The organism is Streptomyces sp. NPDC006798, from assembly GCF_040635975.1.
Lineage (GTDB): Bacteria > Actinomycetota > Actinomycetes > Streptomycetales > Streptomycetaceae > Streptomyces.
The window spans coordinates 1-15,736 of sequence record NZ_JBEYIS010000047.1; the positions used below are offsets into that span (position 1 = coordinate 1).

At 74.5% G+C, this 15,736-nt stretch carries 13 protein-coding genes and 1 riboswitch; of the genes, 9 read left to right on the top strand and 4 right to left on the bottom strand.

What is annotated here, in order from left to right:
* Nucleotides 1–447 precede the first annotated feature (447 nt).
* From ABZ714_RS26795 to cobM, 4 genes are all read left to right on the top strand, one after another.
* Complete coding sequence (locus ABZ714_RS26795; protein WP_358827902.1) at nucleotides 448–927, top strand: STAS domain-containing protein; 480 nt, start codon at nucleotides 448–450, stop codon at nucleotides 925–927.
* A gap of 140 nt (nucleotides 928–1,067) precedes the next feature.
* On the top strand, nucleotides 1,068–1,283 hold the full coding sequence (locus ABZ714_RS26800; RefSeq protein ID WP_358827903.1) for a hypothetical protein: 216 nt from the start codon (nucleotides 1,068–1,070) through the stop codon (nucleotides 1,281–1,283).
* Between the two features lie 229 nt (nucleotides 1,284–1,512).
* The gene (gene cbiE, locus ABZ714_RS26805; protein ID WP_358827939.1) at nucleotides 1,513–2,802 is read left to right on the top strand and encodes a precorrin-6y C5,15-methyltransferase (decarboxylating) subunit CbiE; all 1,290 of its coding nucleotides are present in this window, start codon (nucleotides 1,513–1,515) and stop codon (nucleotides 2,800–2,802) included.
* Nucleotides 2,799–3,548 carry a precorrin-4 C(11)-methyltransferase gene (gene cobM / locus ABZ714_RS26810; RefSeq protein ID WP_358827904.1) on the top strand — a complete coding sequence of 250 codons (750 nt, stop codon included), beginning with the start codon at nucleotides 2,799–2,801 and terminating at the stop codon, nucleotides 3,546–3,548. Before cbiE ends, cobM begins: the two co-directional genes overlap by 4 nt.
* 280 nt (nucleotides 3,549–3,828) lie before the next feature.
* Here the strand turns inward: cobM and ABZ714_RS26815 are convergent, their stop codons facing one another.
* Nucleotides 3,829–4,947 (bottom strand): cobalt-precorrin-5B (C(1))-methyltransferase, encoded by a 1,119-nt coding sequence (locus ABZ714_RS26815; protein ID WP_358827905.1) that lies wholly within the window; start codon nucleotides 4,945–4,947, stop codon nucleotides 3,829–3,831.
* Nucleotides 4,948–4,994: 47 nt separating this feature from the next.
* Here ABZ714_RS26815 and ABZ714_RS26820 point away from each other — a divergent pair, with 47 nt between their 5' ends.
* A complete protein-coding gene (locus ABZ714_RS26820; RefSeq protein WP_358827906.1) occupies nucleotides 4,995–5,756 on the top strand; it encodes a cobalt-precorrin-6A reductase in 762 nt (253 codons plus the stop codon).
* Nucleotides 5,757–5,863: 107 nt separating this feature from the next.
* Here the strand turns inward: ABZ714_RS26820 and ABZ714_RS26825 are convergent, their stop codons facing one another.
* From ABZ714_RS26825 to ABZ714_RS26835, 3 genes are read right to left on the bottom strand one after another with little or no spacing between them, the layout of a single operon-like run.
* Nucleotides 5,864–7,381, bottom strand: coding sequence for a precorrin-2 C(20)-methyltransferase (locus tag ABZ714_RS26825; protein WP_358827907.1), 1,518 nt, complete (start codon nucleotides 7,379–7,381; stop codon nucleotides 5,864–5,866).
* Nucleotides 7,378–8,049 (bottom strand): precorrin-8X methylmutase, encoded by a 672-nt coding sequence (locus ABZ714_RS26830; RefSeq protein WP_358827908.1) that lies wholly within the window; start codon nucleotides 8,047–8,049, stop codon nucleotides 7,378–7,380. The genes ABZ714_RS26825 and ABZ714_RS26830 overlap by 4 nt, the downstream gene beginning before the upstream one ends.
* Nucleotides 8,046–9,341, bottom strand: a complete 1,296-nt coding sequence (locus ABZ714_RS26835) for a cobalamin biosynthesis protein CobG (protein WP_358827909.1) — start codon at nucleotides 9,339–9,341, stop codon at nucleotides 8,046–8,048. The genes ABZ714_RS26830 and ABZ714_RS26835 overlap by 4 nt, the downstream gene beginning before the upstream one ends.
* A 115-nt stretch (nucleotides 9,342–9,456) precedes the next feature.
* Nucleotides 9,457–9,534, top strand: a riboswitch (cobalamin riboswitch).
* Nucleotides 9,535–9,586: 52 nt separating this feature from the next.
* On the opposite strand from ABZ714_RS26835, the gene cobN reads away from it, so the two are divergent.
* The 4 genes from cobN to ABZ714_RS26855 all read left to right on the top strand — a co-directional run bounded on the left by cobN (nucleotide 9,587) and on the right by ABZ714_RS26855 (nucleotide 15,726).
* Complete coding sequence (gene cobN, locus ABZ714_RS26840; RefSeq protein WP_358827910.1) at nucleotides 9,587–13,180, top strand: cobaltochelatase subunit CobN; 3,594 nt, start codon at nucleotides 9,587–9,589, stop codon at nucleotides 13,178–13,180.
* A 215-nt stretch (nucleotides 13,181–13,395) separates the two neighbouring features.
* Complete coding sequence (locus tag ABZ714_RS26845) at nucleotides 13,396–13,623, top strand: hypothetical protein (protein ID WP_358827943.1); 228 nt, start codon at nucleotides 13,396–13,398, stop codon at nucleotides 13,621–13,623.
* 229 nt (nucleotides 13,624–13,852) lie between these two features.
* The gene (locus ABZ714_RS26850) at nucleotides 13,853–15,160 is read left to right on the top strand and encodes a hypothetical protein (protein WP_358827940.1); all 1,308 of its coding nucleotides are present in this window, start codon (nucleotides 13,853–13,855) and stop codon (nucleotides 15,158–15,160) included.
* Between the two features lie 41 nt (nucleotides 15,161–15,201).
* Nucleotides 15,202–15,726, top strand: a complete 525-nt coding sequence (locus tag ABZ714_RS26855) for a hypothetical protein (protein WP_358827911.1) — start codon at nucleotides 15,202–15,204, stop codon at nucleotides 15,724–15,726.
* Nucleotides 15,727–15,736 lie beyond the last annotated feature (10 nt).

Sequence of the window (15,736 nt, forward strand, 5' to 3'; positions counted from 1 at the left end):
AAGGTGGCGTCGAAGACCCAGTCGGGGTCGTACGGGAAGACCTCGGTGCGCTCGTAGGCGCGGACGCGGTCCGCGGACCGCGGACGGCCTACGCCTGCCGTCGGCCACTCGAAGCATCGATTACCGGCCAACATCTCCCCTGCGCCCGCCCCCGCGTTTGCCCCCGCGGGGGAAGGGCACACGCGCAACACGTGCTTCGGAATGCAGGCACGACGCCCGATACGCGGTGCCCGACTCCGTCGGCCCGTCCGTCGGCGCATGCCCACGCTTCCCCCTTCGCGCGTGGCCGTGCCCGTCCCGGCGCCGTACCGCCCGGCCTCGTCCGAGGAGCAGTTCCATGAGCACATCCGTCCCCCACGTCCGACGACCCGGCCGTTCCCGGTGCCACGTCCCCGGCACCACCGCCGCCGCCCTGCCGTGCCGGCGCGTCCTCGCCCGGGACTCCGGGTGACCCCGCCGCGCCGCCGGTTCGGTCATCGCACCGTCTTCACCGGCCCGGCGGGCGACGGCACCGCCTGGGCCGAGGTCCGGCTCTGGGGCGAGGTGGACCTGGAGACCGGGGCGGAGCTGGACGCCCTCCTCGATCTCTGTCTCGCCTGCCGTCCGGCGGGCATCCGGATCGACGTCACCGCCGTCGGACTGCTGGACTGCGCCGGGCTGCGCCATCTGGAGCGGGTGGCCGAGACGGCGGCCCGGGCCGGGGTCTCCCTCGTCCTCGGCGGCACCCCGCAGCCCCTGGTCGCCCGGCTCCTGGCCCTCACCGGCACCCGGCTCGCCCGGCCGGACGCGGCCCAGGAAGCCACCGTCCCGGGCCGCCACCCGGGAGAGGGCCGCCGGGAGCGGCTGCTCCGGTTCTCCATGCTCACCATCGCGGGCTCCACCGTCCTCGGCTCGCTCCTCTTCGCCACCCTCGCCCAGACCGGCTGACCACCGCTCACCCCGCATTCCCCATGCGCCTCGTCCGCCCCGGCCCTCCCGGCTCGGGCGGACGAGGCGTGTCCGGGCCCGGAACGGGTAGCCGCCCCTTGGAAGGACGCGAATCGACGAGACGACAGAGGAGTCCGATCGTGTACGCCTCCAAGTTCCTGACCCGTTCCGGCGCCCACCCTCTCGCCACGGTCCTCGCCCTCACCAGCGTGATCTGCGGAGTCCTGGGCTTCTTCCTGCTCACCCCGCTGCTGGGACCGCTGGCCCTGCTCACCGGCTACCTGGCGCTGCGGCAGCGGGGCTCGCACGCCGAGCCCCGGCCCGGGCGGGCATCGTCCTGGGCGCCGCCGTACTGATCCTCTACGCGGTCCTGCTGGCCGCCCGCGCCTGACCCGCCCGGCCCCGGACCCGGACGCGCTCCGACCTCGGACGACGCCATCGGGACACCCGGCAGGACCCTGATCGCCGACGCCCCGTAAAGTGCCTCTCCGTCGCCCTTCCCGAGCCCGAGGTACCGCGTACGTGACGTCCGATCCAGCCGCACCGGCCGCCGCCGCGCCCGACCTCGACCCCGCTCCCGTGACCGTGACCGTCGTCGGGATCGGCGCCGACGGCTGGGCCGGACTGACCGCCCCGGCCCGGGCCGCGCTCGGCGGCGCCGAGGTCGTCATCGGCGGACCGCGACAGCTCGCTCTGCTGCCGGGCGAGTGCGCCGGGGAGCGCATGGCCTGGCCCTCGCCGCTGCGGCCCGCCGTACCCGGACTGCTCGCCGCGCACACCGGCCGCCGGATCGCCGTACTGGCCAGCGGCGACCCCATGTTCTACGGGATCGGACGCGCCCTCACCGAGATCCTCGGCGCCGGGGCCGTACACGTACTGCCCCATCCGTCCTCCGTCTCCCACGCCTGCGCCCGGCTCGGCTGGCCGCAGGAGGACGTCGAGGTCGTCACCGTCGTGGGCCGCCCGGTGGCCCGGGTCGCCGCCGCCCTGCACCACGGGCGGCGGCTGCTGGTGCTGAGCGCCGACGCCACCACCCCCGACGCGGTCGCCGCCCTGCTGCGGGACCGGGGCTTCGGACCGAGCCGGATCCGGGTCCTGGAGCGGCTCGGCGCGCGGGAGGAGCGGATCACCGGCCCCGTCACGGCCGACGACCGGCCGTCCGGCACGGCACCCGGCGATCCGCTGAACATCGTCGCCGTCGAGTGCGAAGCGGCCCCCGGCGCCCTCCGGCTCGGCGCCGTACCCGGGCTCCCCGACGACGCCTACGAGCACGACGGCCAGCTCACCAAGCGCCATGTCCGGGCCGCCACCCTCGGCGTCCTCGCCCCGGCGCCCGGCGAACTCCTGTGGGACGTCGGCGGCGGCTCGGGCTCGATCGCCGTGGAGTGGGCCAGGACCCACCCCGCCTGCCGCGCCGTCGTCGTCGAACGCGACCCGGCGCGCGCCGCGCGGATATCCCGCAACACCGACCGGCTCGGCGTCCCCGGGATACGGGTGGTGACCGGCGCCGCGCCCGCCGCGCTCACCGGACTCCCGCGCCCGGACGCCGTCTTCATCGGCGGCGGGCTGACCGCCCCCGGGCTGTTGGCCGCCTGCTGGGAGGCGCTGCCCGTCGGCGGCCGGCTGGTCGCCAACACCGTCACGCTGGAATCCGAGGCCCTGCTCGCCGACGCCTACCGCCGCCACGGCGGCGAACTGGTCCGGCTCGCCGTGGCCCACGCCGTCCCCGTGGGCGGCTTCACCGGCTGGCGGCAGACGATGCCCGTCACCCAGTGGTCCGTCCGGAAACCCGAGGGCCCGGCCCCGGCCCCGGCCGCCCCCGGATCCGCCGACCCCCTCGATCCCCCCGCAGCGACCGCAGGAGCCGACAGATGACCGTGTACTTCATCGGAGCCGGGCCCGGCGCCGCCGATCTGATCACGGTGCGCGGCGCCCGGACGCTCGCCGCCTGCCGGGTCTGCCTCTACGCGGGCAGCCTCGTCCCCACCGAGCTGCTGGCCGAATGCCCGCCGGACGCCCGGCTGGTGGACACCGCCCGGCTGGATCTGGACCGGATCACCGAGGAGTTCGTCCGCGCCCACGAGGCCGGGCACGACGTGGCCCGGCTGCACTCCGGCGACCCGTCGGTGTTCAGCGCCGTCGCCGAGCAGATGCGGCGGCTCGACGCGGCCGGGATCCCGTACGAGGTCGTCCCCGGGGTCCCCGCCTTCGCCGCCGCCGCGGCGGCCCTGAAGCGGGAGCTGACCGTGCCCACGGTCGGCCAGACCGTCGTCCTCACCCGGATCGCCCAGCGGGCCACCGCCATGCCGGACGGCGAGGACCTGGACACCCTGGGCCGCAGCGGGGCCCTGATCGTGCTCCACCTGGCCGCCTCCTACGTGGACCGGGTGGTGGCCGAACTGCTGCCGAGGTACGGCGCCGACTGCCCCGCCGCCGTGGTGGCCTACGCCTCCCGCCCCGACGAGCTGATCATCCGCGGCACGCTCGACGAGATCGCCGGGAAGGTGAAGGCGGCGGGTGTCGTCAGGACCGCGGTCATCATGGTCGGGCGGACCCTCGGCGCCGAGCACTTCCGCGACAGCCACCTCTACTCGCCCGAACGGGACCGGCACGACTGCTGACCCGGCCCGGGTGCGGGCCGAGGGCGTGTCCGGAAAGTCCCGCCCGGCCCGCGGCGTCCGGCCCGCGCACTCGGCCCCGTAGCGCTTCGGGCACGGGAGGGGCCTCCGGCGTTGCCGGGGTTCCCGAGTACGTCCGGTACGAGGGAGACCGCCCCCTGGCTCGGCCGGGGGGACCCGACCTCCGGGCGGGCGGCGCTGTTCTCCGGACACGGGCCGAGCGGCCCGCCGCCGTGACCCCCGTACGTCCGTAAGGCCGGGACCCGGGTGCTCGTACGGCCGCTCAGAGCACCGGACTGCGGCCCACGACCGTTCCGGCCCGGTCGATACAGATCACATCGACCGCGACCGGCGCCCCCCGCAGTACCGCCCTGGCCTCGTCCCGGGCCTTCACCGCCACCAGATCGCCCAGCGGCACCCCGGCGGCGCGGCAGAGCTGGAGGGCGGCGAGCCCCGTATTGGCGTCCGCGATCTCCGCCGTCAGCGCCTCGTCGGCACCGCCGGACCGGGCGAGCGCCGCGAGAAAGCCCTTGTCGACCTGGGAACGGGCGGAGTGGAGATCGAGATGGCCCGCGGCGAGCTTGGAGAGCTTGGCGAACCCGCCGCAGATCGTCAGCCGGTCCACCGGATGGCGGCGGACGTACTTCAGTACGGCGCCCGCGAAGTCGCCCATGTCGAGCAGGGCGTCCTCGGGCAGCCCGTACTCGGCGACCACCGTCCGCTCCGACGTCGAACCGGTGCATCCGGCGACATGGGTCCGGCCCGCCGCCCTCGCCACGTCCACCCCGCGCCGGATCGAGTCGATCCACGCCGAGCAGGAGTACGGCACCACGATCCCCGTCGTCCCCAGGACCGAGAGCCCGCCGACGATGCCCAGCCGGGGGTTCCAGGTGGAGCGGGCGATCTCCTCGCCGTGGTCCACCGAGATCGTGATCTCCACATCGCCGTCGCCGCCGCAGCGCGCGGCCACCTCGGCGACATGGTCGCGCATCATCCGCCGGGGCACCGGGTTCACGGCGGGCTCGCCGACCGGCAGCGGCAGCCCCGGCCGGGTCACGGTCCCCACCCCGGGACCCGCCCGGAACACCACCCCGGACCCGGCGGGCAGCCGCCGTACCGTCGCCCGGATCAGCGCCCCGTGGGTGACGTCCGGATCGTCACCGGCGTCCTTCACCACCCCCGCCATGGCCCGGCCGTCCCCCAGCTCCTCGACCGCGAGGGCGAACGACGGGGTCTGCCCCCGGGGCAGGGTGATCGTCACCGGGTCGGGGAAGTCGCCGGTGAGCAGCGCCGTGTACGCGGCGGTCGTGGCGGCCGTCGCGCAGGCGCCGGTCGTCCACCCCGGCCGCAGACCGGTGTGCTTGAGTTGGGCGTCGCGGCCCCCCTCGGCCTTGCTGTTCATGAGGGGCTCACAGGAAAGGGCGACGCCATGCCGGAAACGGGACCGAAGTGCACATTCTGATTCTGGGCGGTACCACCGAGGCCCGCCGTCTGGCCGAGCTGCTGACGGCCGTCGATCCGCCGTCGGGGCCACGGGTCACCAGCTCCCTGGCGGGACGGGTGGCCACCCCCCGGCTGCCGCCCGGCGAGGTCCGGATCGGCGGCTTCGGCGGCGCCGACGGTCTCGCCGACTGGCTCCGTGAGCACACCGTGGATCTGCTGGTCGACGCCACCCACCCCTTCGCCGGAACGATCAGCTTCAACGCGGCCCTGGCGGCCGCCACCGCCCATGTTCCCCTGCTGGCGCTGCGGCGCCCCGGCTGGGGTCCGGTCGACGGCGACGACTGGCACGAGGCCGGATCGCTCGCCGGGGCCGCCGCGCTGCTGCCGGGGCTCGGCCGCCGGATCTTCCTCACGACCGGCCGGATGGGGCTCGCGGCCTTCGCCCACCTGGACGACCCGTGGTTCCTGGTCCGCTCGGTCGACCCGCCCGAGCCGCCGTGCCCGGCCCGGACCGAGGTCGTGCTCGACCGGGGCCCCTTCACCCTCGACGGGGAACGGGCCCTGCTGCGGGATCACCGGATCGACGTCCTGGTCACCAAGGACAGCGGGGGAGCGGCCACCGCGCCCAAACTGACGGCCGCCCGCGAGGCGGGGCTGCCGGTGGTCGTGGTCCGCAGACCGCCGGTGCCCGCGGGGGTGCCGGTCGTGCCCGGTCCGGCCGAGGCCGTCGAGTGGATCCGTACGGCGTACGGACCCCTGACGCGCTGAACCGGCCCCGCCGGGCCCCGCCGGCCGGCCTGCCGCCCCGAAGGCGGCCGGGCCGACGGCGGCGGGGTCCGGGGACAGCGGGCCGACAGCCGTCCGGCTCCGAGGGCTCACGCCTCCGGATAGCGGCGGGGCGTCCAGACGACCTCCTCGCCGTCACCCCGCCGTACCACCCGGGTCTGCGACGAGCCGACGAGCAGGATCGTCCGCATATCGACCTCGGCCGGGTCCAGCTCCGCGAGCCGGACGATCCGCACCCGCTCACCCGGGCCGCCGACGTCCCGCGCCACGACCACCGGCGTTTCCGGGGCCCGGTGCTCCAGCAGCAGCTCACGGGCCTTCGCCACCTGCCAGGTACGGCTGCGGGAACCCGGGTTGTAGAGCGCCAGCACCAGATCGGCCCCGGCCGCCGCGCGCAGCCGCTCCGCGATCACCTCCCAGGGCTTCAGCCGGTCCGACAGGGAGACCGTCGCGTAGTCGTGCCCCAGCGGCGCACCGGCCCGGGCGGCGGCCGCGTTGGCGGCGGTCACCCCGGGCAGCACCCGGACCGGGACGTTCGCGTACTCCGGCGCCGACGCCGCCTCCAGCACCGCCGTGGCCATCGCGAAGATCCCCGGATCGCCCCCGGAGACCACCGCCACCCGCCGGCCCGACCCGGCCAGTTCCAGGGCGAACTCGGCGCGCTCGGCCTCGACCCGGTTGTCCGAGCCGTGGCGGCGCTGCCCCGGACGGACCGGCACCCGGTCCAGATAGGTGGTGTAGCCGACCAGATCGTCGGCGGCGGCCAGCGCGCCCCGGGACTCCGGCGTCAGCCAGAGCGGCCCGGCGGGCCCGGTACCGACCACGACGACTTCCCCGGCGGAACCGTTCGGCTCGTGCGCCCCGGCCGTCCCCGGCTCCGGGCGGACCGCGTCCACCCGGCTCGGCAGTACCGCCACCGAGAAGTACGGCACCGACTCCGGGTCCACGCCGGCGAGATCCGCCAGCCGCTCCCCGGCCATCGTGGCCCGCTCCGCGTACCGGGCGTCCGCCAGCCTGCCCGCGCCCTCCAGCGCCGTACGCACCTTGGCGAACGTCCGGCCCAGCTTCATCACCACGGCCGCGTCGGTCGCGGCGAGCCGGGCCGTCAGCTCCTCCTCGGGCAGGGTGCCCGGCAGGATCGTCAGCACCTCCTCGCCCTCGACGAGCGGCGTCCCCAGCCGGGCCGCCGCCGCCGACACCGATGTCACCCCGGGGATCACCTCGGTGTCGTAGCGGTCCGCCAGCCGCTTGTGCATATGCATGTAGGAGCCGTAGAAGAGGGGATCGCCCTCCGCGAGGACCGCGACCGTACGGCCCGCGTCGAGATGGACGGCGAGCCGGGCCGCCGCCTCCGTGTAGAAGTCCTCCATCGCGCCCCGGTAGCCGCCGGGATGGTCCGTGGTCTCCGTGGTGAGCGGATAGACCAGCGGCTCCTCGACATGGTCGGCGCGCAGATGCCGGGCCGCGATGGAGCGGGCGATGGACCGCCCGTGCCGGGCGCTGTGATAGGCGATCACATCGGCCTCGGCGATCACCTCGACCGCCCGGACCGTCATCAGCGACGGATCGCCGGGACCGAGCCCGACCCCGTACAGCTTGCCGCTCATTCTTCCTCGCTCGCGATCGCGTTGAGGGCCGCGGCGGCGATGGCGCTGCCGCCGCGCCGGCCCCGGACCACCAGGTGTTCCAGCCCCGAGGGGTGGGCGGCCAGGGCCTCCTTGGACTCCATCGCGCCGACGAAGCCGACCGGGACGCCGATCACGGCGGCGGGCCTGGGCGCGCCCTCCTCGATCATCTCCAGCAGCCGGAAGAGGGCGGTCGGCGCGTTGCCGACGGCGACCACGGAGCCTTCGAGCCGGTCCCGCCACAGCTCCATGGCGGCGGCGCTGCGGGTGGTGCCGAGCTTCGCGGCCAGCTCCGGAACGGCCGGGTCGGAGAGCGTGCAGACCACGTCGTTCCCGGCGGGCAGCCGCTTGCGGGTCACGCCGCTGGCGACCATCTGGACGTCGCAGAGGATCGGCGCGCCGGCGAGCAGGGCGGCGCGGGCGCTCGCCACCGCCCCGGGCGAGTAGGCGATATCGCGTACCAGGTCGACCATGCCGCAGGCGTGGATCATCCGGACCGCGACCCGGCTGACGTCGGCGGGCAGATCCGCCAGGTCCGCCTCCGCGCGGATGGTGGCGAAGGACTGACGGTAGATGGCCGCCCCGTCCTTCTCGTAGTCGTACGGGGTCACGGTGTTCTCGCTGCTCTCGGTCGTCGTCGTACGGGTCATGGGGCGATCGCCGCCAGGGCGGCGGCGAGCCGGGTGGGGTCGTCCAGGCGGACGGTGTCCGCGGGCCGGCCCGCGGCGGTGGTGGTCAGGTGGTAGCCGCCGTCCGGGGCCGCGACCGCGTCGATCCGGTCGCCCGGGGGGCGGCCGCAGCGGCGCTCGCAGCCGGACCAGTACAGCGGCAGCGGCGACCGGGCCGCGTCGGCGAGGGTACGGGCCGCGTCCGCCCGTACGTCGGACCGCGACTTGGCGCAGCCGGGGCGGCCGATACAGGCGCCGACCCGGGGCCACGGCGACCCGGCGTCGGTGACCAGTCCGGTACGGGCCAGCCGGCCGAGGGCGTCGGCGGTCTCCCGCGGACCCAGTCCGCGCACCGGCACCACGACCCCCCGCCAGGGTGTCAGCCGCAGCTCGGCGCCGGGGGCCGCGGCGGCGGTGGCGGTCAGTTCCCGCCACTGCCCGGCGGTGATCGTGCCCAGCGGGGCGTGGACGGCGAGGGCGTCGCCGGTGATCCCCGGCGGCGGGGGAGCCGTCACCGGCGCGTCCCCGGAAGCGGGCCGGGCGTCGATCCCGGCCGCCGTCAGACCCGCACCGATGGCACGTGTCAATTCATCAGGCGGTACGGGGAGTTCCGCGATCCGCCAGACCCGCGCGCCGCACTCCGCCGCCAGCGCCAGGAACACCTCGGCCGCCAGCAGCGCCGCCCGCGCCGCGTCCCCGCCCGGCACCAGCAGGCCCCGGGCCGAAGCGCCCGCGGTCAGCAGGGCCGCGCCGCCGGGCACCGCCCGTACCGTCAGATCGGCGCCGAGCGCCGCCACGTCCCCCCGGCCGTCGTCGAGGGCGAACAGGAACCGGCCCGAGAGCTCCCGGGCCCGGTCGCTGCCGCAGAGCGCCGCGTCCAGCGCCACCAGCCAGTCGCGGACGTCCCGGACGCCGAGCCCGTCGAGCCCGGCGAGCGGCGACGCCACCACGTTGCGGACCCGCTCGTGGCCGTACGAGGGCAGCAGCCCGGCCGCCGCCAGGGCCGCCGCGAGTTCACCGGCGCAGCCGTCGGACAACCCCCGCAGCTGCACATTGCCCCGGGAGGTCAGATACAGCGCGCCGTCGCCCCACCGCCCGGCCGCGTCCGCCAGGGCCGCCACCTGCCGGGCGGTCAGCACACCCCCCGGGATCCGGACCCGAGCCAGGGCGCCGTCATCGGCCGCGTGCAGCCTCAGCGTCCCCGGGCAGGCGTCGCCCCGGTCCCGTGAGACCGCTGTGGCCTGGGACGACGAAGGAGGAGGGGGCGTGGGCATGCCGGCGAGCATACCGACCATCACACCGGACACGCCCTCCACCCTTCGTGGACTCGACCCTTACTATGCTCATCGGCGGATCATCCGGTCCGCCATCGCCACGACGGCGACAGGGGAGGAAGCCCGGTGCGAATCCGGCGCGGTCCCGCCACTGTGAACCCGGCCCTCACGGAGCCGGGCGAGCCAGGAACTCCCGCCGTCCGACACCACCCGGGGCGCGGACCCCGAGGAAGGCCAGGCGCCGCATGATCCTGCTCCTGTCGACGTCCGACACCGACCTGTTGAGCGCCCGTGCGGCGGCCGGTCCGGTGCCCTACCGGTTCGCCAACCCCGCCCGGCTCCCGCTCGACGACCTGCCCGCGCTCCTCGACGGCGCCGACCTCGTCGTCGTCCGCCTCCTCGGCGGCGTACGCGCCTGGCAGGACGGCCTCGACCTGCTGCTCGCCGGGGACCGGCCCGTCGTCGTCCTCACCGGCGAGCAGGCTCCCGACGCCCAGCTCATGGCCGCGTCCACGGTGCCCGTCGGGATCGCCGCCGAGGCCCACGCCTATCTCGCCCACGGCGGCCCCGCCAATCTGGAGCAGCTCGCCCGCTTCCTCTCCGACACCGTGCTCCTGACCGGACACGGCTTCGACGCTCCCGCGCCCGCACCCTCCTGGGGGCCGCTGGAGCGGACCGCGCGGACCGTCCCGGCCGGGGCGCCGACGATCGCCGTGCTCTACTACCGGGCCCACCACATGAGCGGCAACACCGGCTTCGTGGACACCCTGTGCACGGCCGTCGAGGACGCGGGCGCCCGCCCCCTGCCGCTCTACGTGGCATCCCTGCGGGCCCCCGAACCCGAGCTGATCGAGACGCTGCGGGCCGCGGACGCCATCGTCACCACGGTGCTCGCCGCGGGCGGCACCAAGCCCGCCGAGGCGTCCGCGGGCGGCGACGACGAGTCCTGGGACGCGGGCGCCCTCACCCGGCTCGACGTACCGATCCTCCAGGCCCTGTGTCTGACCGGCCCCCGCAGCGTCTGGGAGGAGAACGACGAGGGCGTCTCCCCGCTGGACGCCGCCAGCCAGATCGCCGTCCCCGAGTTCGACGGCCGGCTGATCACCGTCCCGTTCTCCTTCAAGGAGATCGACGCCGACGGGCTCCCCGCCTACGTCGCCGACCCCGAGCGGGCCGCCCGGGTCGCCGGAATCGCCGTCCGGCACGCCCGGCTCCGCCACATCCCCGCCGCCGGGAAGCGGATCGCGCTCGTCCTCTCCGCGTATCCGACCAAGCACTCCCGGATCGGCAACGCCGTCGGCCTCGACACCCCCGCCAGCGCCGTCGCCCTGCTGCGCCGACTGCGCGAGGAGGGCTACGACTTCGGCGGCGCCGACATTCCGGGACTGGCCTCCGGCGACGGCGACGAGCTGATCCGGGCGCTGATCGACGCGGGCGGCCACGACCAGGACTGGCTCACCGAGGAGCAGCTCGCCCGCAACCCGGTCCGGGTCCCCGCCGCCGACTACCGGCGCTGGTTCGCCGCCCTCCCCGAGGAGCTGCGGACCGCCGTCGAGGAGCACTGGGGCCCCGCGCCCGGCGAGATGTTCGTCGACCGCTCCGCCAACCCGGAGGGCGACATCGTGCTCGCCGCCCTCCGCTACGGCAATCTCCTCGTCCTGATCCAGCCGCCGCGCGGCTTCGGCGAGAACCCGATCGCGATCTACCACGACCCCGATCTGCCGCCGTCCCACCACTATCTGGCCGCCTACCGCTGGATCGCTGCCTCCCGCGCCGACGGCGGCTTCGGCGCCGACGCCATGATCCACCTCGGCAAGCACGGCAATCTGGAGTGGCTGCCCGGCAAGAACGCCGGACTCTCCGCCGCCTGCGGCCCCGACGCGGCCCTCGGCGATCTGCCGCTGGTCTACCCCTTCCTGGTCAACGACCCGGGCGAGGGCACCCAGGCCAAGCGGCGGGTGCACGCCACCCTGATCGACCATCTGGTGCCGCCGATGGCCCGGGCCGACTCCTACGGCGATATCGCCAGGCTCGAACAGCTCCTCGACGAGTACGCCCAGATCTCCGCCATGGACCCGGCGAAGCTGCCCGCGATCCGGGCCCAGATCTGGACCCTGATCCAGGCCGCGAAGCTCGACCACGACCTGGGTCTCGCCGACCGCCCCGACGACGAAGGCTTCGACGACTTCCTGCTCCATGTCGACGGCTGGCTCTGCGAGGTCAAGGACGCCCAGATCCGCGACGGACTGCACGTCCTGGGCGCCCCGCCGGCCGGGCCCGACCGGGTCAACCTCGTCCTGGCCATCCTGCGGGCCCGGCAGATCTGGGGCGGCACGACGGCCCTGCCCGGGCTCCGCGAGGCCCTCGGCCTGGACGAGTCCGCCGCCACCCGGACCACCGCCGACGCGGCGGAGGCCAAGGCCCGCGCCCTGGTCGAGGCCATGGAGGCGGCGGACTGGGACCCGGCCGCGGTCCCCGCCGAACACGGCGACGAGGTCGCCGCCGTCCTCGACTTCGCCGCCCGCGAGGTCGTCCCCCGGCTCGCCGGGACCACCGCCGAACTCGACCACGCCGTGCACGCCCTGGCGGGCGGCTTCGTCCCCGCCGGACCCTCGGGCTCGCCGCTGCGCGGACTGGTCAACGTCCTTCCGACCGGCCGCAACTTCTACTCCGTCGACCCCAAGGCCGTCCCCTCCCGGCTGGCCTGGGAGACCGGCCAGGCGCTCGCCGAATCGCTCCTGGAGCGCTACCGCGCCGACAACGGCGAATGGCCCACCTCGGTCGGACTGTCCCTGTGGGGCACCAGCGCCATGCGTACGGCGGGCGACGACGTCGCCGAGGCCCTGGCCCTGCTGGGCGTCCGCCCCGTCTGGGACGACGCCTCGCGCCGGGTCACCGGCCTGGAGGCCGTACCGTACGAGGAACTCGGCCGCCCCCGGGTCGACGTCACACTCCGGATCTCCGGCTTCTTCCGCGACGCCTTCCCGCACACCATCGGCCTCCTCGACGACGCGGTCCGCCTGGTCGCCGCGCTCGACGAGCCCGCCGAGATCAACCATGTCCGCGCCCATGTCCGGGCCGACCTGGCCGAACACGGCGACGAACGGCGCGCCACCACCCGGATCTTCGGCTCCCGGCCCGGGACCTACGGCGCCGGACTCCTCCAGCTCATCGACTCCCGCGACTGGCGCACCGACGCCGACCTCGCCGAGGTCTACACGGTCTGGGGCGGCTACGCCTACGGCCGGGAGCTCGACGGCCGTCCGGCCCGGGAGGAGATGGAGACGGCGTACCGCCGGATCGCGGTCGCGGCGAAGAACACCGACACCCGCGAACACGACATCGCCGACTCCGACGACTACTTCCAGTACCACGGCGGAATGGTCGCCACCGTCCGCGCCCTGCGCGGCACCGCCCCCGAGGCGTACATCGGCGACTCCACCCGCCCCGAGACGGTCCGCACCCGCACCCTGGTCGAAGAGGTCTCCCGGGTCTTCCGGGCCCGGGTGGTCAACCCCAAGTGGATCGAGGCGATGCGCCGCCACGGCTACAAGGGCGCCTTCGAACTCGCCGCCACCGTCGACTACCTCTTCGGCTACGACGCCACCACGGGCGTCGTCGCCGACTGGATGTACGACAAGCTCACCGAGACGTACGTGCTCGACCCCACGAACCGCGCCTTCCTCCAGGAGGCCAACCCCTGGGCCCTCCACGGCATCGCGGAACGCCTGCTGGAGGCCGAGTCCCGCGGCCTCTGGGAGAAGCCGGACCCGGCGGTCCTGGCCGCGCTCCGCGAGGCGTACCTGGAGACCGAGGGCGATCTGGAGGACGAGGACTGAGTCCGGGAGCGGCACCGGCCGGGGGGATTCCCCCGGCCGGTGCCGCTCCCTCTTTTCACGCGCCCTTTTCGCCCGCTTGGTCCGTCCGGATCCGGCGGGCTCGGCGCGTATCAGGGCCGGTTCCGGGACGGCGTCGGATGAGAAACATGAGAACTCTCCCATGAAGTAAGGCTTCTCGATGAGGGGACTCTCATACAAGATCCATTGACGAGATCATGGCGAAGATCTTAATTTTCCTTACGGAAGTGCGGCCCGCCGGCCGCAGCCCCGATTACCGGAGGTCCGAAATGGAAAAGCTCATCAAGAAGATGGCCCAGGACGACGTCTGGCGGGCCTGGAATTCCGCCAATTCGGCCGCGGCCGGTGAGAAGAACGGTTGCATCAGCGCGACCGCGAAGGCCGGCTGCATCAGCGCCGCGCCGAAGGCCGGCTGTATTTCCTGACGTACCACACCTCGCCGCGGATCCCCGTCGGGTACGGCTGAACGAGCCGCGCCGGACCGGACGGAGATCCCGCGGAACGGTCCGGGCGGCGGACTTCCCCCACCGCCGCCCGGCTCCTGCTCCACGGCCCCAACCCCGGTCCCCCCTGCGCCCGGAACCGCCCATGGCACCCCCGTGGGCGGGCCCGGCCGGACCGGGTCCCTCCCGCCGACGGAAGGTCACTGTGGACATCACCGCGGACGGTCAGCCGGGCCCCGGCACCATCGAACTCGTCCGGGACATCCCCCTCTACCGGGACTCCGTCGCCCGGGGACACTTCCCCGTACTGGAGAAGCCGGAGATCGCCCGGGACTTCCCCCGCAACTGGACGACCCCGGCGCTCACCGCCGCGCTGGAGCGCGGCGAGGCCGAGTTCGTGCTCTCCACCGGTACGAACCACGCCCGGATGCAGATCATCCGGCCCCCGTACTTCCTGCTCACCTCCTACTACCGGCTCTGGAGCGAGCATCCCGAGATCTCCGGCACCTGGCACGACGGCTGCCGCCGGGTCTCGCTGACCACGGTCCTCGCCACCGAGCACGTCGCCCGGGTCAACGCCCGTGCCCGGGAGACCGCCCGCACCGGCCGCCCGGCGCCGCAGCCCGCCGTCCCGCGGTCCGCCGTCCCGCGGGGCCCCGGGGCGGCCCGGCCCGTGCCCTCGCTGGACGACCGCCGCCTCGACGAGCGGACCGTCTACCTCAACCTCCGGCTCGACCCGGCGCTCTGGAGCCGGGAGGAGGTGGAGCGGATGATCGCGGAGATCCGCGCGGAGCGCTCCGCGCACCCCGGAGGCCGCTACCACCTGGACTGCTCGGGACCCCATCTCGCCCACCTGGTCCGCAAGGCGGTCGCCTGGGGCCTGTGGGCCGACTTCCCCCGGCCCGCCAGTGTCATCACGGCGTACGAGTACACCCCGGTCAATGTGCGCCGCTATCTGGAGAGCCGGCTCGACTGCCCGGTGGTGGACCTCTTCGGCAGTACGGAGCTGGGCTATCTCTCCTACAGCGACCTGGGCGGCCGCTACCACCCGTATCTCGACCGGATGCATCTGGAGCTGATCCCGGTCGCCCCCGGCGTCAATCTCCACAGCCTGATCGTCACCAGCGTCCGCAACCCCTGGATGCCGCTGATCCGCTACCGCTCCGGGGATCTGGTCCGTACCGCCGACGGCTCGCCGGACCCGGCCCGGATCACCCGCTTCTGCGGCCGGGAGAAGGAAGTGTTCACGGCCCCGCACGGGCCCGTCTCCCAGGGCGACCTGGACGACTGTCTGGCCGCCGCGTCGCCCCGGGTCTTCCTGGGGCAGCTGAACACCGGCGACCCGAGGGGCCCTCGCCTGGCGTATACGACCTTCGACGGCGCCCCGCTCGACCCGTCCGAGCGGACCGCCCTGGAGAAGCACCTCGGCGAACTCCTCGGCGCCCCCTGCGCCGCCCGCCACCGGACGCACATCCCGATCGGAGCCTCCGGGAAGTACGCCTGGCTCACCGCCGGGTGACCACCGCCCCGCCCCCGCACCCGAGAACCCCGGGAGAGCATATGACCACCGCCGCCCAGACCCATACGACGATGAGCCCCGCCGAACTCCGCGAACTGCTCGGCGAGATGCTGCATACCGAGGTCGTCGACTACTTCGTCGGGCAGACCGGGAAATCGCGGGAGGACATCGAGCGGGAAGTGCTCGAATGTCTTCGGTATCTCTATCTCGTCTCGCGGCACCGGGATCAACTCGGCGGTCTATTCCTTCCGGTGGACCAGCATATCGACGAGATCTGGCACTATCTGATTCTGCAGACCCGGGAATACCGGGACTTCTGTGAGAACCGGCTGCCCGGCGGATTCTTCATCGAACACCGCAGCATCGGGTACGAGGAGTACCAGCAGGAGCCCGGCCGGGAGCGCACCATCGAGGAGGCGCTGCGCTGGATCCCGCTCTACTGCTGGGAGTTCGGGGCGTACGACGAGGGCGCGCTGCCGCACTGGACCATCGTCCGCTTCCTCCACGAGCGGCTGGAGATGCCGCTGACGGAGATCGCCGACCTCCAGCCCTACACCCCGGCCTGACCGTCCCGGT